Origin of the sequence: Synechococcus sp. BDU 130192 (assembly GCF_963876085.1) — a bacterium.
GTDB lineage: Bacteria > Cyanobacteriota > Cyanobacteriia > Cyanobacteriales > MRBY01 > MRBY01.
On sequence record NZ_CAWNNO010000014.1, the window covers coordinates 1 to 17,845 of the forward strand.

The 17,845-nt window shown below is 48.8% G+C and carries 18 protein-coding genes; 10 read left to right on the top strand and 8 right to left on the bottom strand.

The window, feature by feature from the left end; all coding sequences use genetic code 11:
* Positions 1–187 precede the first annotated feature (187 nt).
* The 9 genes from AACT35_RS05955 (at position 188) to AACT35_RS05995 (ending at position 9,305) form a co-directional block, all read left to right on the top strand.
* Entirely contained in the window at positions 188–2,134 is a 1,947-nt protein-coding gene (locus AACT35_RS05955; protein ID WP_099239049.1) for a hypothetical protein, read from the top strand.
* A 194-nt stretch (positions 2,135–2,328) separates the two neighbouring features.
* Positions 2,329–2,796: a hypothetical protein gene (locus AACT35_RS05960; protein ID WP_216820534.1), complete on the top strand. Its 468-nt coding sequence runs from the start codon at positions 2,329–2,331 to the stop codon at positions 2,794–2,796.
* A gap of 199 nt (positions 2,797–2,995) precedes the next feature.
* Entirely contained in the window at positions 2,996–3,226 is a 231-nt protein-coding gene (locus tag AACT35_RS05965) for a DUF2811 domain-containing protein (protein ID WP_030007319.1), read from the top strand.
* A 15-nt stretch (positions 3,227–3,241) separates the two neighbouring features.
* Positions 3,242–3,862: an aminoacyl-tRNA hydrolase gene (pth, locus tag AACT35_RS05970; protein ID WP_099239052.1), complete on the top strand. Its 621-nt coding sequence runs from the start codon at positions 3,242–3,244 to the stop codon at positions 3,860–3,862.
* Positions 3,863–3,878: 16 nt separating this feature from the next.
* Positions 3,879–4,826, top strand: a complete 948-nt coding sequence (locus tag AACT35_RS05975) for a hypothetical protein (protein WP_254047999.1) — start codon at positions 3,879–3,881, stop codon at positions 4,824–4,826.
* A 42-nt stretch (positions 4,827–4,868) separates the two neighbouring features.
* A complete protein-coding gene (locus AACT35_RS05980) occupies positions 4,869–5,117 on the top strand; it encodes a DUF5340 domain-containing protein (RefSeq protein ID WP_041443595.1) in 249 nt (82 codons plus the stop codon).
* A 213-nt stretch (positions 5,118–5,330) separates the two neighbouring features.
* Positions 5,331–8,204 (top strand): DEAD/DEAH box helicase, encoded by a 2,874-nt coding sequence (locus AACT35_RS05985; RefSeq protein WP_099239055.1) that lies wholly within the window; start codon positions 5,331–5,333, stop codon positions 8,202–8,204.
* Positions 8,205–8,265: 61 nt separating this feature from the next.
* A complete protein-coding gene (locus AACT35_RS05990) occupies positions 8,266–8,592 on the top strand; it encodes a hypothetical protein (protein WP_143596775.1) in 327 nt (108 codons plus the stop codon).
* A gap of 245 nt (positions 8,593–8,837) precedes the next feature.
* A complete protein-coding gene (locus AACT35_RS05995) occupies positions 8,838–9,305 on the top strand; it encodes a GNAT family N-acetyltransferase (protein WP_099239057.1) in 468 nt (155 codons plus the stop codon).
* Positions 9,306–9,380: 75 nt separating this feature from the next.
* On the opposite strand, the gene AACT35_RS06000 is transcribed toward AACT35_RS05995, so the two are convergent.
* A complete protein-coding gene (locus AACT35_RS06000) occupies positions 9,381–9,749 on the bottom strand; it encodes a hypothetical protein (protein ID WP_030007324.1) in 369 nt (122 codons plus the stop codon).
* A 192-nt stretch (positions 9,750–9,941) separates the two neighbouring features.
* On the opposite strand from AACT35_RS06000, the gene uvrB reads away from it, so the two are divergent.
* Positions 9,942–11,963, top strand: coding sequence for an excinuclease ABC subunit UvrB (gene uvrB, locus AACT35_RS06005; protein ID WP_099239059.1), 2,022 nt, complete (start codon positions 9,942–9,944; stop codon positions 11,961–11,963).
* 67 nt (positions 11,964–12,030) lie between these two features.
* Here the strand turns inward: uvrB and bchI are convergent, their stop codons facing one another.
* From bchI to AACT35_RS06040, 7 genes are all read right to left on the bottom strand, one after another.
* Positions 12,031–13,113: a magnesium chelatase ATPase subunit I gene (bchI, locus tag AACT35_RS06010; protein ID WP_012307853.1), complete on the bottom strand. Its 1,083-nt coding sequence runs from the start codon at positions 13,111–13,113 to the stop codon at positions 12,031–12,033.
* 54 nt (positions 13,114–13,167) lie between these two features.
* Positions 13,168–13,926 carry a DUF429 domain-containing protein gene (locus tag AACT35_RS06015; RefSeq protein WP_099239061.1) on the bottom strand — a complete coding sequence of 253 codons (759 nt, stop codon included), beginning with the start codon at positions 13,924–13,926 and terminating at the stop codon, positions 13,168–13,170.
* Positions 13,927–14,766 carry a pentapeptide repeat-containing protein gene (locus AACT35_RS06020; RefSeq protein WP_030007328.1) on the bottom strand — a complete coding sequence of 280 codons (840 nt, stop codon included), beginning with the start codon at positions 14,764–14,766 and terminating at the stop codon, positions 13,927–13,929.
* A gap of 274 nt (positions 14,767–15,040) precedes the next feature.
* Positions 15,041–15,436: a hypothetical protein gene (locus AACT35_RS06025; protein ID WP_030007329.1), complete on the bottom strand. Its 396-nt coding sequence runs from the start codon at positions 15,434–15,436 to the stop codon at positions 15,041–15,043.
* A gap of 158 nt (positions 15,437–15,594) precedes the next feature.
* Positions 15,595–15,789 carry a cytochrome b6f subunit PetP gene (petP, locus tag AACT35_RS06030; protein ID WP_012307858.1) on the bottom strand — a complete coding sequence of 65 codons (195 nt, stop codon included), beginning with the start codon at positions 15,787–15,789 and terminating at the stop codon, positions 15,595–15,597.
* Between the two features lie 41 nt (positions 15,790–15,830).
* On the bottom strand, positions 15,831–17,156 hold the full coding sequence (locus AACT35_RS06035) for a recombinase family protein (protein ID WP_099239063.1): 1,326 nt from the start codon (positions 17,154–17,156) through the stop codon (positions 15,831–15,833).
* A gap of 23 nt (positions 17,157–17,179) precedes the next feature.
* Positions 17,180–17,686, bottom strand: a complete 507-nt coding sequence (locus tag AACT35_RS06040; protein WP_030007331.1) for a bifunctional nuclease family protein — start codon at positions 17,684–17,686, stop codon at positions 17,180–17,182.
* Positions 17,687–17,845: the final 159 nt, after the last annotated feature.

Here is a 17,845-nt window from a genome sequence, read left to right on the forward strand (position 1 = left end):
TGTTTCGCTATGGTTTTGACTTATTACGTCGCTTTTTTACCGTTTCTACCCAACCTCTACTTGGGTCAGGGTTTCACCCCATACAATTTTTGTCCTGTACTTAGCTGCTTCATATATCATCGCCAAAAATGGCGGAGACCCACGTCCAGGAATCGTACCAAGGGGTGAGCTATTCCAAAATCTCAGTATGTTGGAATATGCTTTTGCCATTCATTCAGTCGCAAAAGAAACAGCAGCGCCTAGTTCAGAACTCGGAGCAAGCCTGAAAATGGATATCACAAGCCGCTTAATTCCAATGTTTCAGTTTGCGGCTTTTTATGCAAATGACTTAGAAATCTTGCCAGGGCCAACAATGAACTTACAAGGGCCCGTACATACTAATGGCAGTTTATATCTAGGGGCAAATAACAACAATGGACTAAACTTACCTGAACAAGTAACCGTTGGTGGCAGCTTATTCAATCGACGTAAAAATAATAATGATACTTATCCTGACGGCAGAGTACGAATTAGAGATGCGGCTGGTAATTGGCTCAATCTCCTCCGCAACGGCACCGGCAGTACCAACCAGACTACTAACGCAATGGATCCAGACCGTGTTCAAGCGGCTTGGGGAACGCAAGTACAAGTTGGTGTTGATCCTGTTATTATTCCTTCTCCTTCATTTCTTGATACTTCCGGCGCTTATTATCAGAAGGCAGACTTGAGGATTGAATATAAACCTGCAGCAACGAGTTCAAATAATTATTTGCAAAAAGTTCCGTTTGAAATTCAAGTTCGTGATAGCGCAGGGACGTATCGAGACCTTACAGAAGGACAATTACGAAGTTTGCGACAGCCAGTAATGCTGGGAAATGATTTAAAAAATGCGGACTATTGTTCGGCTCTTTCTAGCCCAAATATTTCATCCATTACCAGTAATAATGAAGAAAAAGGCAAAATCATTGAATCGCTACAAACGGCGATCGCCGCTCAAGTTGAACCAATTCAGTTTTCTAAACTTGACTCTAAAATAAATGATTTAAGCAACTTAAAAAATGCTTTTAAAACAACAGTAGAAACTCGTTTGGGAATAAGTCTTACTCAATCGCAGCAAAACACATTATTTAACTTGACGCCAAAGCAAGTTGCTGCCATTTCTTACAAAGATTCAAATAATATTGAACAGGGCCAACGCTGTTTCCTTCCGGCTCCAATTAGGGATATTGGTCGAGATAATTCCAGTCATAATTCTACCTACCGTTTCTATAACGACCGCGAAGGCCGTGATATGAGATTGTTACAGTTTGATTTTGAGAGTTTGGCAGCGTGGAATCGTGATGGCATTTATGTGGATTTCAACAATAATCAGGGCAATTTAGATCAATATGAAAAAGCAGATGAATTGCTATTTGAACGCGCAGATCCTGATAATAGTGCTCCTAATAAATCATTTCAAAAATTAGGCTTGGCCGCTCAAGATGAGAGTGAAGGCGGACTCGTTTTCCATGGAACAATTGACCAAGATGAGTACTCGAAAACGAAAACCTCCGATAGCCCCTATGGTTTTATTTTGAGTGGTGGTGAACAATTAATGGCTTTGTCAAGTACCGCAAATAATCGTAATCCCACTGGTTTGACATTTGCCAGCGATCAAGCTGTTTATGTACAAGGCAACTACAATACTGTGAATAAACAGCCTGCCAGTGTATTAGCTGACTCTCTTAATGTCTTATCTGAAGCCTGTCGAAACCAAGATGGCCTGGTCAATAAGGCTTCTGGTAGGGGCTGTAACCCTGATATTAATAACCCTGGAGGTAATAAAGTAGATGCAGTGAACACCGAAATCAATAGTGCTTTCCTGGCGAATACAGATATTACCAACTCTGCGGCGACAAGTGGTTATAACGGCGGTTTAGAAAATTATCCACGCTTTTCTGAAAACTGGGGTGGTAGAACACTAAGATATCGTGGCTCTTTTGTAAGCTTGGGCACACCCAGGTATGTTTCTGGCACTTGGAGTAGTCAGCTATATGGTGCGCCTAACCGTGACTGGGAATATGATACGTCATTTAACGAATATGGTGCCTTGCCGCCTCTGTCACCACGTTTTATTCACGTTAAGCAGTCTGCATTTGAACGTTATCTTGACTAAACGGAACAATCAACCATTTGCCCAAGATCAAGTACAAAGCGGAATGGGAGGGAAAAACATATCTGGAGATTGACCGCTTTTTCCCAGTTCTAAGACCTGCCATGTGTGTCTAAACCGGGTAGAGAGTTTACCGTTGGATGTATGGGCCCTGGACTGGTGATGGGTGTGGTACCCGCCGTGATCGAGACGTTAATGTGGCAATCAATATCAAGAATGAAGGCTTGCGGATACTTCGACTGGACTCAGTACAAGTATTGTCGTTAGGAACCAGCGATACGGCCTATAGAGGGAATGTAAGACAACCCGTAAAACGTCTGTTTTGTTGGATGCGATTCCCGTTGAAACAGGAAGCCCGCGCTCTATTGCCCGGTAATGAGCGTCGGGTAGTTCACACAAAAATCCTGACAAAATTCATCTTTCCTCACAAATTTGCAATTCTTATTTTTCCCGCAAAAATTCCCCCAATGATTCCCCATGGTTTCCCCAATCTATTTCATTTTTTCCACAACTTTCCCCAGGTTTTCCACAGCTCAAAACGATTTTCTTGGGGCTTGGCATTGGTCTGGGGAATTCTCTTTTTGAACTCAAGATCCACACTGCAAGGGCGCATAAATGTAAAGAACCGTAAACAAAATGCGCCTGAAACCCTTGATTTTTCGTAGATAACAAAAAGGCGATCGCCTTGGCGTAACATTTTGCAATATTGACAAACCCACCCCTCCATAGACAACAATAGGGCGACGACAGACGAAACCGAACAAAACGCCAAGACCCTTTTTTAGCAGTTTCGAAATCCGTTCCTTCGTCCCTCGCTAGTTTGATTTTTCCGTCCCGCAGATTCCGACAGAGCTAAAGTTAATGATGAACCCCACCGTGAGCATTTTGGCCGAAATTCCCGAAGCCCTACACCAATCCCTAACCGACTACCTAGAAACCCATCCCAATTGGGATCAAGACCGGGTTTTTGCGGCGGCATTGTCCCAGTTTCTGCTCCAAACCGGGGAAGGACAAACCCCACGGGAAGCAGAAAATTACCGTACCTGCGCCAGAGTATACTTAGAAACGCTCTTTGAGCAGTCGAAGTCCTACTAAGTATTTTGTGAGGTTATGGGTCAAGACAAACCACTCGTCATTCCCCAGTTGATTGTGGGACTGGGAAATCCAGAACCAAAGTACGATCACACACGCCATAACATTGGTTTTGAATTTGTTGATCGCCTCGCCGCAGATTGGGGTGCGACCCTCCAAGACAATCGAAAATTTCAAGGGGTTTGGGCGGAGGTGCGCCGCAACGGCCAAAAACTCGGTTTGCTCAAACCCACCACCTATATGAACCGTTCTGGACAGTCTTTACGGGCTGTGATTGATTGGTACAAAGTTCCCCCGGAATCGGTACTGGTGGTCTATGACGATATGGATCTCCCCCTAGGGCGACTGCGGTTGCGTCTGCAAGGATCAGCAGGGGGTCACAACGGGATCAAATCCATTATTTCTCACCTCGGCACCCAGAAATTTCCCCGCTTACGCATTGGCATCGGCAAAACCCAACTCAAAGGAGACCGACCGACTATTTCCCACGTGCTTGGGAAGTTTGCGCCAGCAGAAAAGCCCGTTTTAAATGATGTCCTAGGGCTTGCGGAAGAAGCATTGGCCCTGAGTCTCCGGGAAGGGGTGGAGAAGGCCATGAGCCTCTATAATGCCCGCAGTGTTGAATCGAGTCAGTCATAAGGGTATTGCAGGAATTTTGAAAGAAAAGTTATCGCGGCTCAAGCCCTATTTGCGTTGGTTTATTGTTGGCCTGACGCTCTTTTTTTTGCTGGCAACCCTCCGGAACCATTGGCAAGAGGTGGCCCAAATTCGTCTGGATCGTCGGGGGTGGCTCTTGGTGGGGGCAAGTGTCTTAGTAACGACATCATCCCATATATGGTCGGCATTGGTGTGGGGACGGATTCTCACACTGTTCCGGGTGCCCCTTGGTTATGGGGAGGCGATCGCCTTATATCTGCGGACGAACATGGCGAAGTATTTGCCGGGGAATATTTGGCATTTCTATGGGCGAATGACCCGCATTGTGGCGGTGGGGAGTCCCTGGGGCGTAGCTAGTTTAGCAGTGCTATTGGAACCCCTTCTATTGGCAGCGGCGGCGGCGATCGCCATGGTCTTAGGGTTGGGGCTTAGCCTCGCGCAACTGGAGCAATTGCCGCTTTTAAAACTATTGGTGCCCCTGGGCTTGATTGGTATCCTCGGTGGCATTCATCCATACTTTTTCAATCCTGTCATCCAAAAAGTTTCCCAAGGGAAAACCCAGGATCATGACCCGGTACAGTTGAACATTTATCCCTGGCAACCCCTGCTGGGAGAACTGATTTTCATTGGCTTACGGGGGACGGGATTTCTTTTAACTTGGTGGGCGATCGCCCCCTTGAGTGCCTCCCAGATTCCCCAACTGCTGGGGGTCTTTAGTGGGGCGTGGTTGGCCGGATTTATTATTCCTGGGGCACCGGGGGGATTGGGGGTATTTGAAGTGGTCGCCCTCGCCCTTTTAGAAACAGTGGGAAATACAAATGTCGGTGTTGGCAGCCTGTTAACCATCGTGGCCTTGATGCGGGGGGTCAGTATTCTGGCAGAAATTTTGCCCCTGGGAATTTGGGGTTGGCGATCGCCCGTCCAAAAGTTGCCCCCAAAGCTTTGATATAGTGAGACCTCAAAGTCTGCGCAATACTTTTTGATTGTTATGGAACCTTTACCCTTGCCTTCCCACATCCACTACGAAACGATCCTGCAAATTTTGGAGCGCAAAGCCCAACGGGTCGCCGCCAAAGATCCCATGACCCAGACCCAAATTCAGCAATTGATCCTCACTCTACGCAAGGCTTTTTCTCAACAAAAGCAATTAGAGCGCAGTTGTGACCAGCTCCGTATCCCCTACGAATACCATTGGTCCCTCAGCAATCAAACGCCAGACCACAGCCCAGAAGCATAGAATTTCAACGCTCCATCGTTTTTTGCGCAGCGAAAGGCACTGTCCACAGCACATTTTTTGGGCAAGCCAGGTTGGCATTTTCCCGCTGGGCCTGGAGGACTCCCCTTTATAATGGATTTTGAACAAAAAATTCATAGCATAAACAGTTTTTTGATTTCGGTAGACCGAATTCGTTAGGCCAAAGTACCGGATCAGGAGCAAAGGTGGGTTAGGTTGCAAGTAGATTTAAATCAAGTTTTTCCGTTTCAGTTAGATCAATTTCAAAAACAGGCGATCGCCGCCCTCGATGCCGACAGATCCGTGGTGGTCTGTGCGCCGACTGGCTCCGGTAAAACTGTCATTGGCGAATATGCGATCCACCGGGCCCTCGCCATGGGGCAGCGGGTTTTTTACACTACTCCCCTGAAAGCGCTCTCCAACCAAAAATTCCGGGATTTTGGCGAAACCTTCGGCGAAAAACAAGTGGGTTTGATCACGGGCGATATCATCATCAATGCCCAGGCGACCATCGTCGTCATGACCACGGAAATTTTCCGAAATATGCTCTACGAAACCCCCATTGGTCAGGTGGGCACGTCCCTGGAAAATGTTTCAACGGTCGTCTTGGATGAGTGCCACTACATTAGCGATCGCGGTCGCGGCACTGTCTGGGAAGAATCAATTATTTATTGTCCCTCAGAAATTCAGATTGTTGGCCTGTCGGCGACCATCGGCAACCCAGAAATTTTTACCGCCTGGATTAACAAAACCCGCCAAGCGGCCCATGAAGACCACCCCAACAGCAAAGAACACCGCTGCGAATTAGTTGATTCTGACCACCGCCCCGTACCTCTAGAGTTTCTTTACAGCAATAAAAAAGGCTTGTACCCGCTCCTGGATCAGGGAGGGAGCAAAATGAATTCGCGCTTGCGATCGCGTACCAATGCTCCCCAAGGTAAGCGCAAAAAACGCCAACGGGAAGATTGTCCTAGTTTATTTGCCATTGTGCGCCAACTCCGCCAAAAGGATCTCCTGCCCGCGATTTACATTATCTTTAGTCGGCGGGGCTGCGATCGCTCGGTGACCCAACTCAACGACATCACCCTCGTTTCCCCAGAAGAAGCCAAACTCTTGGAAGCGACCCTGCTGCACTTTTTCTTAGATAACCAAGGGAAGCTCCAGGAAAAGCTCCTCAATCAATGTGATGACACCCCAGAATTTAAAGCCCTAGTGCTGGATTTCATCGCCAAAAATCCCTTTTCTACCGAAAAGCTAGTGGACTATCTCCAGGAAAATCTCCCCCTGCGTGAACAGCTTTGGCAATACCTCGCCCAACAGTCAAAATTTGCCCGTCCTGAACAGGTGGAACCTCTACTGCGGGGCATCGCCGCCCACCATGCGGGGATTCTGCCAGCCTGGAAAGAACTGGTTGAAAAGCTGTTTGAAATGGGCCTCGTGAAATTGGTGTTTGCGACGGCGACTTTGGCCGCAGGGATCAATATGCCCGCCCGCACCACGGTAATTTCTGCCCTCTCGAAACGTACCGATGAAGGACACCGGATGCTGACACCTTCGGAATTTTTGCAGATGGCGGGTCGCGCGGGTCGTCGGGGCATGGATAAAGTGGGCTATGTGGTCACTGTGGAAACGCCCTTTGAAGGGGCAAAAGAAGCCTCTCGCCTTGCCCTCTCTAGTGCAGAACCGTTGCGCAGTTGGTTTACGCCTTCCTACGGTATGGTGCTTAATCTGTTGCAGAAACATAGCCTGGAAGAATCGAAGGAACTCTTATCCCGGAGTTTTGCGGAATATCAGGTACAACAACAACTCAGCCCGGAACAGGAGGCGATCGCCGAACTGACTACGGAAATTGCTCGCCTCGACATTGACCTCGCGGCTTTTGATGAACGGCAGTTTGAACGCTACAGCAAACTCAAGGAACGGCTCAAGGAAGAAGAACGGCTATTGGGGATTCTCCGGGAGCAGGCGGAACTCGAAAACCGTAAACTGTTGGCCCCCTTGTTGGATCAGCTTCCCCTCGGCTCCATTTTGCACCTCAAAGGGAAAAACCTGCGGGTCAAAGAAGCGGTTCCCGCCGTCCTTGTAGAACAAACTGAGGAACAGCAGTTTCTGTGTCTGGGCACCGATAAACGTTGGTACCTAATTAAAGAAACGGACGTGGTTGCCCTCAATGAAGGTCTTTTTCCCGCCGATCAACTGGCGCAAATTCCGTTACCCATTGATCAAAATCTCACCCTTGGGAAAAATGGCAGAATTGATGCTGAAGCTTTTCCCCTCGTGGCGGCGATCGCCGATTACCTTCTGCCCCTCACCGAAGCCCCTGAAGTAGAAGCCCAAAAACAACGCTTTGCCGCTGTCCAGGCCAAATTTGCCGCTTCTCCCCTGAGCCAGCAGGACAAACCCGGCAAACTCCTCAAGCGTCACCAGCGGCGCAAAGACCTCCGCAAAGAATTAAACCGTCGCCAAACCCTCTACCGTCAACATGCCAACAAACGTTCCTATTACTGGCAAGATTTCCTGAACCTGATTGAAGTCTTACAAGAATTTCGTGCCCTCGACGGCTATACGCCAACGGTTTTAGGGCGTACTGCGGCAACAATTCGTGGGGAAAACGAACTATGGTTGGCGCTGTGTCTGCTTTCGGGCCAATTAGATCACCTCGCGCCGGAACATTTGGCCGCCGCTATCTGTGCGATCATCAGCGAACCGCCCCGGGGTGATAGTTGGACAGATTATTCTCAACCCAATGCCGTTTTAGAAGTGCTGGGCATCCGCAAAAAAGACCAAGGCCATAACCCCGTTAGCCTGTGGGAACTGCGTCGGCAACTGTACCAAGTGCAAAAACATTGCGGTGTGACCATGCCCGTTTGGCTTGAAAGTAAATTTATTGGCCTCGTGGAGCAGTGGGCCTTGGGAGTCGAGTGGACAGAACTCTGTGAAAATACCAGCCTCGATGAAGGGGACATTGTGCGGATGTTACGGCGCACGGTCGATGTCCTCTGGCAAATCCCCCAAATCCCGGAGATTAAACCTGTTCTCATGCGCACTGCCAAAGAGGCGATCGCCAAAATGAAACGCTTCCCCGTTTAAAATGATAAACAAATCTTTAATTCCAACCATCTTTCCCGTTAGCTTACTTTTCCTGTTGTTTATGGATAAGGCTTGGGCAGATCTCATGCCTACTGACGGATTAACTAGATATGAAGATTATAGGCAAGAACTTATCACTGTTGGTTGGATACCTAGTCCAGATCCAATCTTAAACAGAGATGTTGACGGAATGCCGGAAGTAATTTGTGGAACTAAAATTTGTAGTGCAAGCTTTATTTCTGCAGATAAAAAACAAGGCATAAGTATAGTTCTTTGGCCTGCATATCTTCAAAGTTATAACCAAAGAGCTTTGTATGTGGCACCACAGTTTGAGATATACGATTGTTCTGTAGAAAGTATGTCCGTCGAGAACTTTTACTGTGAATGATTTATGTGCATTATATCGAGCACTTTCCAAAAGATAAGATATGCTAGTTTGACTGTACGTATTGCTTGACTGCTATAACTTCCAGTCCAGATAAGTCCTATTTTAGGGAATCTCCAGATGATCGCCAAAATGAAACGCTTCCCCGTTTAGGTTTCCCCTTGCGGAAGCCAATCATCTGTGAGTAATTGCCCCAAATGAGAAAGGCCGGAATTTTCCCATTTCTACAAAATGTCTAAAGGGTTGTTATGGTTACGATTCGTCCGTTTCAAACTCAGGATATTCCGGCGATCGCCCAACTGTTCCACGACACTGTCCATACCATCAATGCCCAGGACTATTCCCCGGCCCAACTGCGAGCCTGGGCACCCGATGACCTGTATTTCCGCGATTGGGAAACCCGTTGTCATGCTTGCTTTACTTACATTGCCGAAGAGGATAGACAAATCCTTGGGTTTGCGGAACTTTCGCCAGCGGGTCACATTGGCTGTTTCTATTGCCACAAAGACCACCAACGGCGGGGCATTGGTCGCCAACTCTATCAGGCACTCCTCGCCCAAGCAGACCAGTTACAACTCAGCACCCTAACCGTTGAAGCCAGTATTACCGCGAAACCTTTTTTTGTAGCGTTGGGGTTTCGGCTTCTCCAAGAGCAACAGGTTCAACGCCACCAACAAACATTGACAAACTACCGGATGGTCAAGCAGCTTCGTTAAAATTTTCCACAAAAAAACCCCTAGGAAATAGGGGAAATGGTTTGGCGATCGCCATTGTTTCGCCACTTTGTAAAGTTAGTCGAGGTAGCCGATCAAAGTCGCCATATCATCGGTTTCGTTGGGGGCCACGGGGCGATTCCCCATAATGACGATGGTGTCGCTGACCTGGAGGTGGCTGGCCATAATCGGGCGATTCCCAGAAACGGTCATCGTACTAGAAATATCCATCGTGCCCGCAGTCACAGGGCGATCTGCACCAGAAGAGCGAAAAGTACTGGTGACCTTGAGGTGGCTGGGTTCAATGGGGCGATTATTGGGGAGGCCTAATTTGGCAGGCTCTTTTACAGAGAGAGCAACCACCTCGTCTTTTTTCGCCGTGCTACGGGAACGGGTGGGACTTTTAGTTGTGCTATCGTTCGTGGAAGTCGAATTTTCGGTGGTCATGGGATTTCTCCTTGAGGTATCTGAGCCAACACCTACTGAATCAAAATTTTGAGTAGGATTATGTTTTAAGAATTTTTTCGTTACTTTACTTCAATTATCCCAAATGATGGGACAAAGATTCCTTGCTGATCTTAGACACACTTTGTCATAAATTCGCAACATTGTTTCTAAAGTATCTCATTAATTTAAGTTATGTCTAACGGGAGTAATGTTTTGTTTCGTCTCCACGCCCCTTTTGAACCTACTGGTGATCAACCCCAGGCGATCGCCAAATTGGTGCAATCCTTAGAATCCCAAGCGAAATATCAGACCCTCTTGGGGGCGACGGGCACGGGCAAAACCTTTACGATGGCGGCGGTGATCGCCCAGATGCAGAAACCCACCCTCGTTTTGGCACACAACAAAACCCTTGCAGCCCAGCTTTGTAACGAGTTGCGGCAATTTTTTCCCTACAACGCCGTGGAATATTTCATTAGTTATTACGACTACTATCAACCGGAAGCCTACATTCCCGTCACCGATACTTATATTGAAAAAACGGCTTCGATCAACGACGAAATTGATATGTTGCGCCACTCCGCCACGCGATCGCTGTTTGAACGCAAGGATGTGATTGTGGTGGCTTCCATTAGCTGTATCTACGGCTTAGGAATTCCGAGCGAATATTTAAAGGCAGCTCTTTCCCTAAAGGTTGGGGAAGAACTGGATCAACGGGCGGTACTGCGGCAACTTGTGACCGTGCAATATAACCGCAACGATACCGATTTAAGTCGCGGCAATTTTCGGGTGAAGGGCGACATTTTAGAAATTGTCCCTGCCTACGAAGATCGGGTGATTCGCGTCGAATTTTTTGGCGATGAAATTGATGCGATTCGTCTCCTTGATCCCGTCACGGGTGAAATTTTACAAAGCCTCGATCAGGTTAATATTTATCCCGCCCGCCACTTTGTTACGCCCCAAGAACAGTTGGCGATCGCCTGCGAACAAATCAAAGCCGAATTAGATAGTCAACTCACAGTTTTAGAAGCAGAAAATAAACTCCTTGAAGCCCAGCGTTTAAAGCAGCGAACGAGTTATGATCTCGAACTTTTACAGGAAGTTGGTTATTGTAATGGAGTCGAAAATTATTCCCGTTTCTTAGCCGGACGGGAAGCCGGATCACCCCCCGAATGTTTAATTGATTATTTCCCTGAAGATTGGCTTTTAGTGGTTGATGAATCCCATGTCACTGTGCCGCAAATTCGGGGGATGTACAACGGTGATCAAGCCCGCAAAAAAGTCTTAATTGATCATGGATTTCGGTTGCCCAGTGCCGCCGATAATCGCCCTTTAAAATCAGAAGAATTTTGGCAAAAAGTCAATCAATGTGTGTTTGTTTCTGCGACCCCCGGTAATTGGGAAATCGAGCAATCAGAAGCGCAGGTTATTGAGCAAGTCATTCGTCCCACAGGCGTTGTCGATCCAGAAATTGATGTGCGCCCCACCGACGGACAAGTGGATGATCTATTAGGGGAAATTCGTCAGCGGGAAAAATTAAAAGAACGAGTTTTAATTACCACTTTAACGAAACGAATGGCGGAGGATTTAACGGATTATTTCAGTGACCAGGGGGTAGCCGTGCAATATCTCCATTCTGAGATTAAATCCATCGAACGAATTGAAATTTTGCAGGCGCTCCGCAAAGGGGAATTTGATGTTTTAATTGGGGTCAATTTACTCCGAGAAGGTTTAGATTTACCGGAGGTTTCCCTCGTCGCGATTATGGATGCAGATAAAGAAGGGTTCCTACGGGCAGAACGGTCTTTAATCCAAACCATTGGTCGGGCGGCGCGCCACGTGCGGGGTCAGGCGATTCTCTACGCCGATAATCTCACCGATAGTATGGCAAAGGCGATCGCCGAAACAGAACGTCGCCGCGCTATCCAAATCGCCTACAACAAAAAACACAACATCACTCCCCAACCGATCAAAAAGCGGGATGAAAATGCAATTTTATCTTTTCTCGATATTTCCCGCCGCTTAAATACCCAGCAATTACAGCAAGTTGTTGAACATATGGAGGAAGTCCCCCTCGAAAAAATTCCCGATGTGATTAAGCAGCTAGAAGAGCAAATGAAAGAAGCCGCCGAAAATCTCGAATTTGAACAGGCCGCTCTACTCCGCGATCAAATTAAAAAACTACGTCATCAACTTTTAGGGAGTCACGATAACTAGCGAACAAAAAAGCTGGAGAGAATTTCTCCAGCCCTGAGGATGTAATGTTATGCAATCAAAAAATGGTTTACTCGTCTTCTTCTAGACCAAAGACGCGGGCAACAATTTTCTGGACTTTGTAACCAGAATCAATTGATTCGAGGGGATCTTTCCGCAGACGGTGCCGTAGACAAAGGGTAACCACACGGCGAATATCATCCACGGTCACCTCGGTGCGGCCTTCATAGGCGGCGAGGGCTTTGGCGGCGCGGTTAGTAACGATATCACCCCGGAGACCATCCACATCCGCTTCGGAACAAACTTCGGAGATCTTTACCTTTAGTTCTCGATCAATGGTGACCTGGGGTAAAAGTTCCTGGGCGCGGACGAGACGTTCCTGTTCTGCTTTTTGCTCGGCGTCGTATTGTTGCAGAAACTCTGTGGGATTTTGGTCAAAGGCCGAACGACGTTCGACGATTTCAACGCGCTGTTCGGGATTGCGTTCGGTGCGGATCTCAGCGTGCATCCCGAAACGGTCGAGAAGTTGGGGCCGCAGTTCTCCTTCTTCGGGGTTGCCGGAACCAACGAGGACAAAACTGGCAGGGTGACGAATGGAGATCCCTTCCCGTTCAACGGTATTCCAACCACCAGCGGCGGAGTCGAGGAGCACGTCTACCAGGTGGTCATCGAGGAGGTTAACTTCATCCACATAGAGGACACCCCGGTTTGCTTTTGCCAACAGGCCCGGTTCAAAGGCTTTCACCCCTTCGGAGAGGGCTTTTTCGATGTCGATGGTGCCACAAACCCGGTCTTCTGTTGCGCCGAGGGGCAGGTCAATCATCGGCACTTTTTTGCGGGCGACCTCGATTGGTTCGTTGTTTTCGAGTTTTTGCCGCACTTCATCGCCCATGAGTTCGGGGTTTTTGGGGTCGCTGTTAAAGGGATCGTTGGCAACCACTTCGATTTCGGGCAGGAGATCGGCTAAAGCACGGATGGTGGTGGATTTTCCGGTACCGCGATCGCCCATGATCATCACGCCGCCGATCTTGGGGTCGATGATGTTGAGTTTGAGGGCCAGTTTCATTTCATCTTGGCCGATTACCGCCGTAAAGGGGAACACCACACGACGTTTTACTTTTTCTTGGGGAGGAGCTTCAGCCGTTACTGTCATATCAATAGAAACTTTTGTAAGGGAACGTAATTTTTTATCTTAAAAATTCACAATTTATGATTGCTGATCACCCATCGTAACAGGTGCTGGGACGATAATGTAACCGGAGTGGCGATCGCCAAGGGTTTGGTTTTTCGCCTGGCCCCAGTACCACCAGTAGGCGCCCACATAGGCACAAACTAAGGCATCGATGCGGTCTTCGATTTCCTTGAGATCACTACCTTTGGCTGTTGGGATCGGTTGAACGAGATCGTCCCAGCGGTGATTTAGGCTTAATTGCGGGGTAAGAATCGTCAATACCGTTTCAATTAGACTCACCAAACGTAATAATTCCTGGCGGCGATCGCCTAACTTTCCTTTTTTGTATTTAATGATTCGCTCTAGCTGAAATAGACGCACCATCGCTGGGTGGGGAAATACCTCAATCTGGTAACGGCCCGGTTTTCGAGCGTCAATTTCCGGGGCATGGCCAAAACCCAAGGCTTCAAGATCAAAGCCCAATTGGGTGGTGCGGGGGGCAAAGGGGCGGTTTAAATTGGCTGGATAACAACCCGCGTGGTATTTCCCAAAATATTTGTGGGTGAGGCGATCCGGGAGGCGTGTTCCCGTTTCGTTAGGGATAACTGTCGGCGCATCAACGGCAACGAGGCCCATTGTTTCTTTCGGGAGCAGTTGAGCAACCCAAGTGACAATTTCGGCGGGATCAAGAAGCAGATCAAACTGGGCGATCGCCAATTGCTGATCCTGTATTTCTAGACAACACAAACCACTGGCACCGGACGTCCAACCAAAATCAACCCCCAGAAATTTCACTTAATTACCCACATCAAGACCTTCGGGGAGAATTGTCCCATCAAAAATCGCGTTGTGGAAATTTACTTGATCCACCGTTGCATCCAGCAGCACGGCCCGGGTTAGATTCGCACTGGTGAAATTTGACCAATAAAGCTTACTGCGGAAAAGTTGGGCCTCACTCAGATCTGCCCCCCGCATGGTTGTCCAGGCCATTTGTACCTTCCGGAGTACCGCCTGGCGCAGTTTAACGTTGGTAAAGTTGGCGCTATTGAGTTTCGCCTGGCTAAAGTCTGCGTGGTCGGCGATCGCCCCGGTGGCATTGACCCCGTGCATAATCGCGTGGGAAAGGTTGGCCCCCTTTAAATTCGCGCCGATCAAAATGGTGCTGGTGAGGTTTGCATTGGCAAGGTTGGCCCCTTCTAGGTTGGCCTGGGTTAAGTTCGCCCGCCCAATAAAGGCATCCGTTAAGGTCGCATTGGTCAGGTTAGCTTCCCGCAAAATCGCTTCGTTGAGGGTGGCACAACTGAGATCCGCTGAGACCAGTTGAGCATTGGTTAAATTGGCTGCCCGGAGTCCCCCATAGGTGAGTTGGGCGGTGGTTAAATTCGCGTCGGTCAGGTCACAGGAAATTAAATTCGCTTCACTGAGATTGGCTTGGAGGCTGCTATTAGTAAGATCTGCCTCCCGAAAATTTGCCTGCTTAAGGGATGCCCCCGTGAACACAATCCGGGACAAATGACTTTCCCGCAGATTGATCCCATCAAAGTTGCCGCCCCCCAAAAACGCCCCTTCCAGGTCTACTTCCCGGAAATCCCGTTCTCCGGCCGCATAGCGTTCTAATAATTCTCCCGCATCCATTCGTTTCAAAATGGTATTCCTCCTGAGACTGTGACTGGGCCAAGGCTGTGACCCAAGACATGGCGAATATGAACTTTATGAGTTTTATGAATCTTTAGTCTGCTTTATCGCATTGTAGAGTTAGTGGTCTGGGGATGGGCGATCGCCGCAATGAAACGATAATCGTCAGATAAAATTTTCCCCAAGAAAAATCCCACAGACGATCTGGAGTTGTAATCAAGCATCGATCTATGGGGAACCTAATGGAAATGGGCCGAGGCCACAAAAGTCGGTTTTATTCGAAGGTTTCTGTGGGGGTGATGAGCGAACTTTCCTCCGGAGTTCCATTAACGGCAGAGGTTTCGGCTTGTTTTTTCTGACGCCAATATTCCTGTAGTCGGGAGCGGTAATCGGCAGCCGCGTTGTTAATGTTGGAGTTCGTGCTCTCGCGGAATTGTTCTGGATCCTTATTGCCTAAGCGCATCATGTGGATCAAATCGTAGGGATTGAAGCCATCTGTGTTGCCATAGAGGGAAGAATTTTCGCTTTGTTGATAGTTCCCTTCGAGATCGCTGGCAGTTTGGGCTTGGCTCGGCGCGAAGGGCACACTGGCGATCGCGACACTAAAACCACAGATGAGAGTTAGTAGAGCAGGTTTTTTCATGGGCTTATCGGCAATGGAGTTGCGCATAGATCGTCTTTGATGACCATTGTGCCGCAAAAAAGTTTCAGGCGTGAGGGTAATTACCCTCGGTTTATGGTGAAATTTTGGCTTTGGCGCACCGACAAAAAACGTCCCCCCACGGGAGACGCCTCGGTGGTCTAATTGGGCAGTTAGAAAAATGTGTCCTAGGATGCAGGACGCAGTTCATCCCCAAAAAACCAAGTGGCGGTTTTATCATCAAAGGTCACGATCGCCCCAATGCCGCTACCGTCGGTGACGCGAAAGTCTGTGATGGTGCCTACTTTACCGAGTTTATCGGCGAGATCTTTACCAACACGATCCCGCAAACGGTAGATTTGTACTTTTTGCCCGATTTCCATGCCAATTATTGCTGTACTAATAAGGGTTTAGTTGAATTAAATCATTCATCAGTGTATCGGAAACTGGTCGAAAAAATGAATTTTAGCTGGATTTGCCAATCGTCACGGCTAGTACGGTGGAGTTGGATTTGTTCGATAAATTCCCGCAGGTAAAAGCGCCGCTCGGCTTCGGATAGGTCATACCAAAAAGATTCGAGGGTAATGGTTTTGGCGATAGCCCCCAGGTTAGCAGGGGGAAGTTGGTTTAGTTGGGTTTGCAGTTGGCTAATTTCGCTACGCAGCACATAGCGGCGTTGGGCAGCCGTTTCTGGGTCAAAAATGCCCTGGGCCGTGAGATCTGGGAGGGCGGCAATGAGGCTTTCCTTTTGTTGAATCTCCTGCTGAATCTGGCCCTGTTGCTGATCTAGGGAAGGGCCTTGGTATTGCTGGGCGATCGCGGGGAACTCCTGGCAAATGCTTTGTACGGTGGCCCGGAAAATTTTTTCGTAGGCGATCGCCCGGCATTTAGGCTTGCGGGGGCAGGCGAGGGGACGTAGGTATAAATAGGTTTTGGAATAATTACGCCGACTGACACGGCTAATGGTGAGGGCACTGCCACAGGTTTGACATTGCACCAGCCCGGCTAAACAGCGGGGAGCACTGGCACTGCGGGGGGCGAGGGGACGATTACGGCGCAGGAGGCGATCAATTTGGGCGGCTTCGTTGTCGGTGAGGATTGCGGCGTGGGTTTTGGGAATGGTTGTCCCGTCGCAGTAATGGAGCTGACCCCGGTAGACGGGATTGCTTAACCAGTTGCGCCCGGTGGATACGGCAATTTTTTTCCCAAAGCGTTGTTCTAGGTGACGCACAGCCCCCCGCAGGGAACCGAAGAGGAGGAAATGTTCACAAAAATCTTTCACCATGGGGGCGGTACTGCGGTCGATGAGGTAACGGTCTTGGCCCCGTTTATAACCGTAGGGGGCTTTACCTGGGGGGGGCAGAAATTGGCGGCGGTTTTTGGCGTGGCCCCGTTGAATTTTTTGTTGTCTGAGGCGATCGCCAATGGTTTGAAAGAGTTGACCCAGGGCTTTTTGATCCAGCGGTTGATCGCTTTGGTAGTCTTGCTCGGTAGCGATAATCCCCACACCATAATTTTCGATGTGCTGGAGGCGATCGCCAATCTCGCTGAGGTTATCCCCCAATTCATCGAGGCGATGTAGTAGTAAATAATCAGGGCGATCGCCGGTGTCGAGATCCGTGAGTAACTGGGTGAGCTGTTGCCGTTGTCCCCAATCGCTATAAATGCGATCAACTTCGACCCCCCATAGTTCTGGTTCTGGGGCGGCATCCAGGAGTGGGTCACTGTAGCTGTAGACAAAAATTGTCATCCGCCTTGAAACCCTCCCTCGGTTTAGCTTTCCTCTGGATTGGCGGATTGGCTGTGGCGAATTAAATCTTCGGGGCTGAGTTGATCGACAAAGGCGCGAAACGCTTGCCGTTCTTCTTCATCGGCATCTCGGTCTACGGGAATTGAAGCCTCAGAAATCACTTCCTCCACAACCCAGATCGGACTTTCGGTGCGTAGGGCAATGGCGATCGCATCACTGGGGCGACAGTCAATTTCTTGGGTTTCTTCCCCCTGGGAGGTACAAAGCACCGCATAGAAAGTGTGTTCTTCTAGGGCATGGATAATGATTTTATCGAGGGTGAGATCCCAAGCTTCCAATAGATCCGCAAAGAGATCATGGGTGAGGGGCCGGGGCGGTGTTTTTTGCTCCAAGACATTCATAATTGAGCGGGCTTGATCCTGGGCAATATAGATCGGTAAGGCACGCCGTTCCGAGGCATCCTTCAGGAGAATGATCGGGCTCCGAGTAATGGCATCAAGGGCAATGCCAGCAACGTGCATTTCAATCATGGATCTGGGCCTCGGGGTAGGGATGGCAACGGGAGCAATATTTGATTCCCTTACTAACTAGTATCCTACAGCTTCGATATTCTGGGGGGATGTTGGGTCTGATTTTCGGTCAATTCCCGCTACAATCGAATGGCCCTTTTACTGCGATCGCATCACGCC

Excerpts from the sequence above, each read along its gene's own strand:
- AACT35_RS06000 (WP_030007324.1), bottom strand. The coding sequence starts at position 9,749 with ATGACCACCGAAAATTCGACTTCCACGAACGATAGCACAACTAAAAGT.
- bchI (WP_012307853.1), bottom strand. The coding sequence starts at position 13,113 with ATGACAGTAACGGCTGAAGCTCCTCCCCAAGAAAAAGTAAAACGTCGT.
- petP (WP_012307858.1), bottom strand. The coding sequence starts at position 15,789 with ATGGAAATCGGGCAAAAAGTACAAATCTACCGTTTGCGGGATCGTGTT.
- AACT35_RS06040 (WP_030007331.1), bottom strand. The coding sequence starts at position 17,686 with ATGATTGAAATGCACGTTGCTGGCATTGCCCTTGATGCCATTACTCGG.
- pth (WP_099239052.1), top strand. The coding sequence starts at position 3,242 with ATGGGTCAAGACAAACCACTCGTCATTCCCCAGTTGATTGTGGGACTG.
- AACT35_RS06035 (WP_099239063.1), bottom strand. The coding sequence starts at position 17,156 with ATGACAATTTTTGTCTACAGCTACAGTGACCCACTCCTGGATGCCGCC.
- AACT35_RS05995 (WP_099239057.1), top strand. The coding sequence starts at position 8,838 with ATGGTTACGATTCGTCCGTTTCAAACTCAGGATATTCCGGCGATCGCC.
- AACT35_RS06020 (WP_030007328.1), bottom strand. The coding sequence starts at position 14,766 with ATGGATGCGGGAGAATTATTAGAACGCTATGCGGCCGGAGAACGGGAT.
- AACT35_RS05980 (WP_041443595.1), top strand. The coding sequence starts at position 4,869 with ATGGAACCTTTACCCTTGCCTTCCCACATCCACTACGAAACGATCCTG.
- AACT35_RS05955 (WP_099239049.1), top strand. The coding sequence starts at position 188 with ATGTTGGAATATGCTTTTGCCATTCATTCAGTCGCAAAAGAAACAGCA.
- AACT35_RS06025 (WP_030007329.1), bottom strand. The coding sequence starts at position 15,436 with ATGCGCAACTCCATTGCCGATAAGCCCATGAAAAAACCTGCTCTACTA.
- AACT35_RS05990 (WP_143596775.1), top strand. The coding sequence starts at position 8,266 with ATGGATAAGGCTTGGGCAGATCTCATGCCTACTGACGGATTAACTAGA.
- AACT35_RS05965 (WP_030007319.1), top strand. The coding sequence starts at position 2,996 with ATGAACCCCACCGTGAGCATTTTGGCCGAAATTCCCGAAGCCCTACAC.
- uvrB (WP_099239059.1), top strand. The coding sequence starts at position 9,942 with ATGTCTAACGGGAGTAATGTTTTGTTTCGTCTCCACGCCCCTTTTGAA.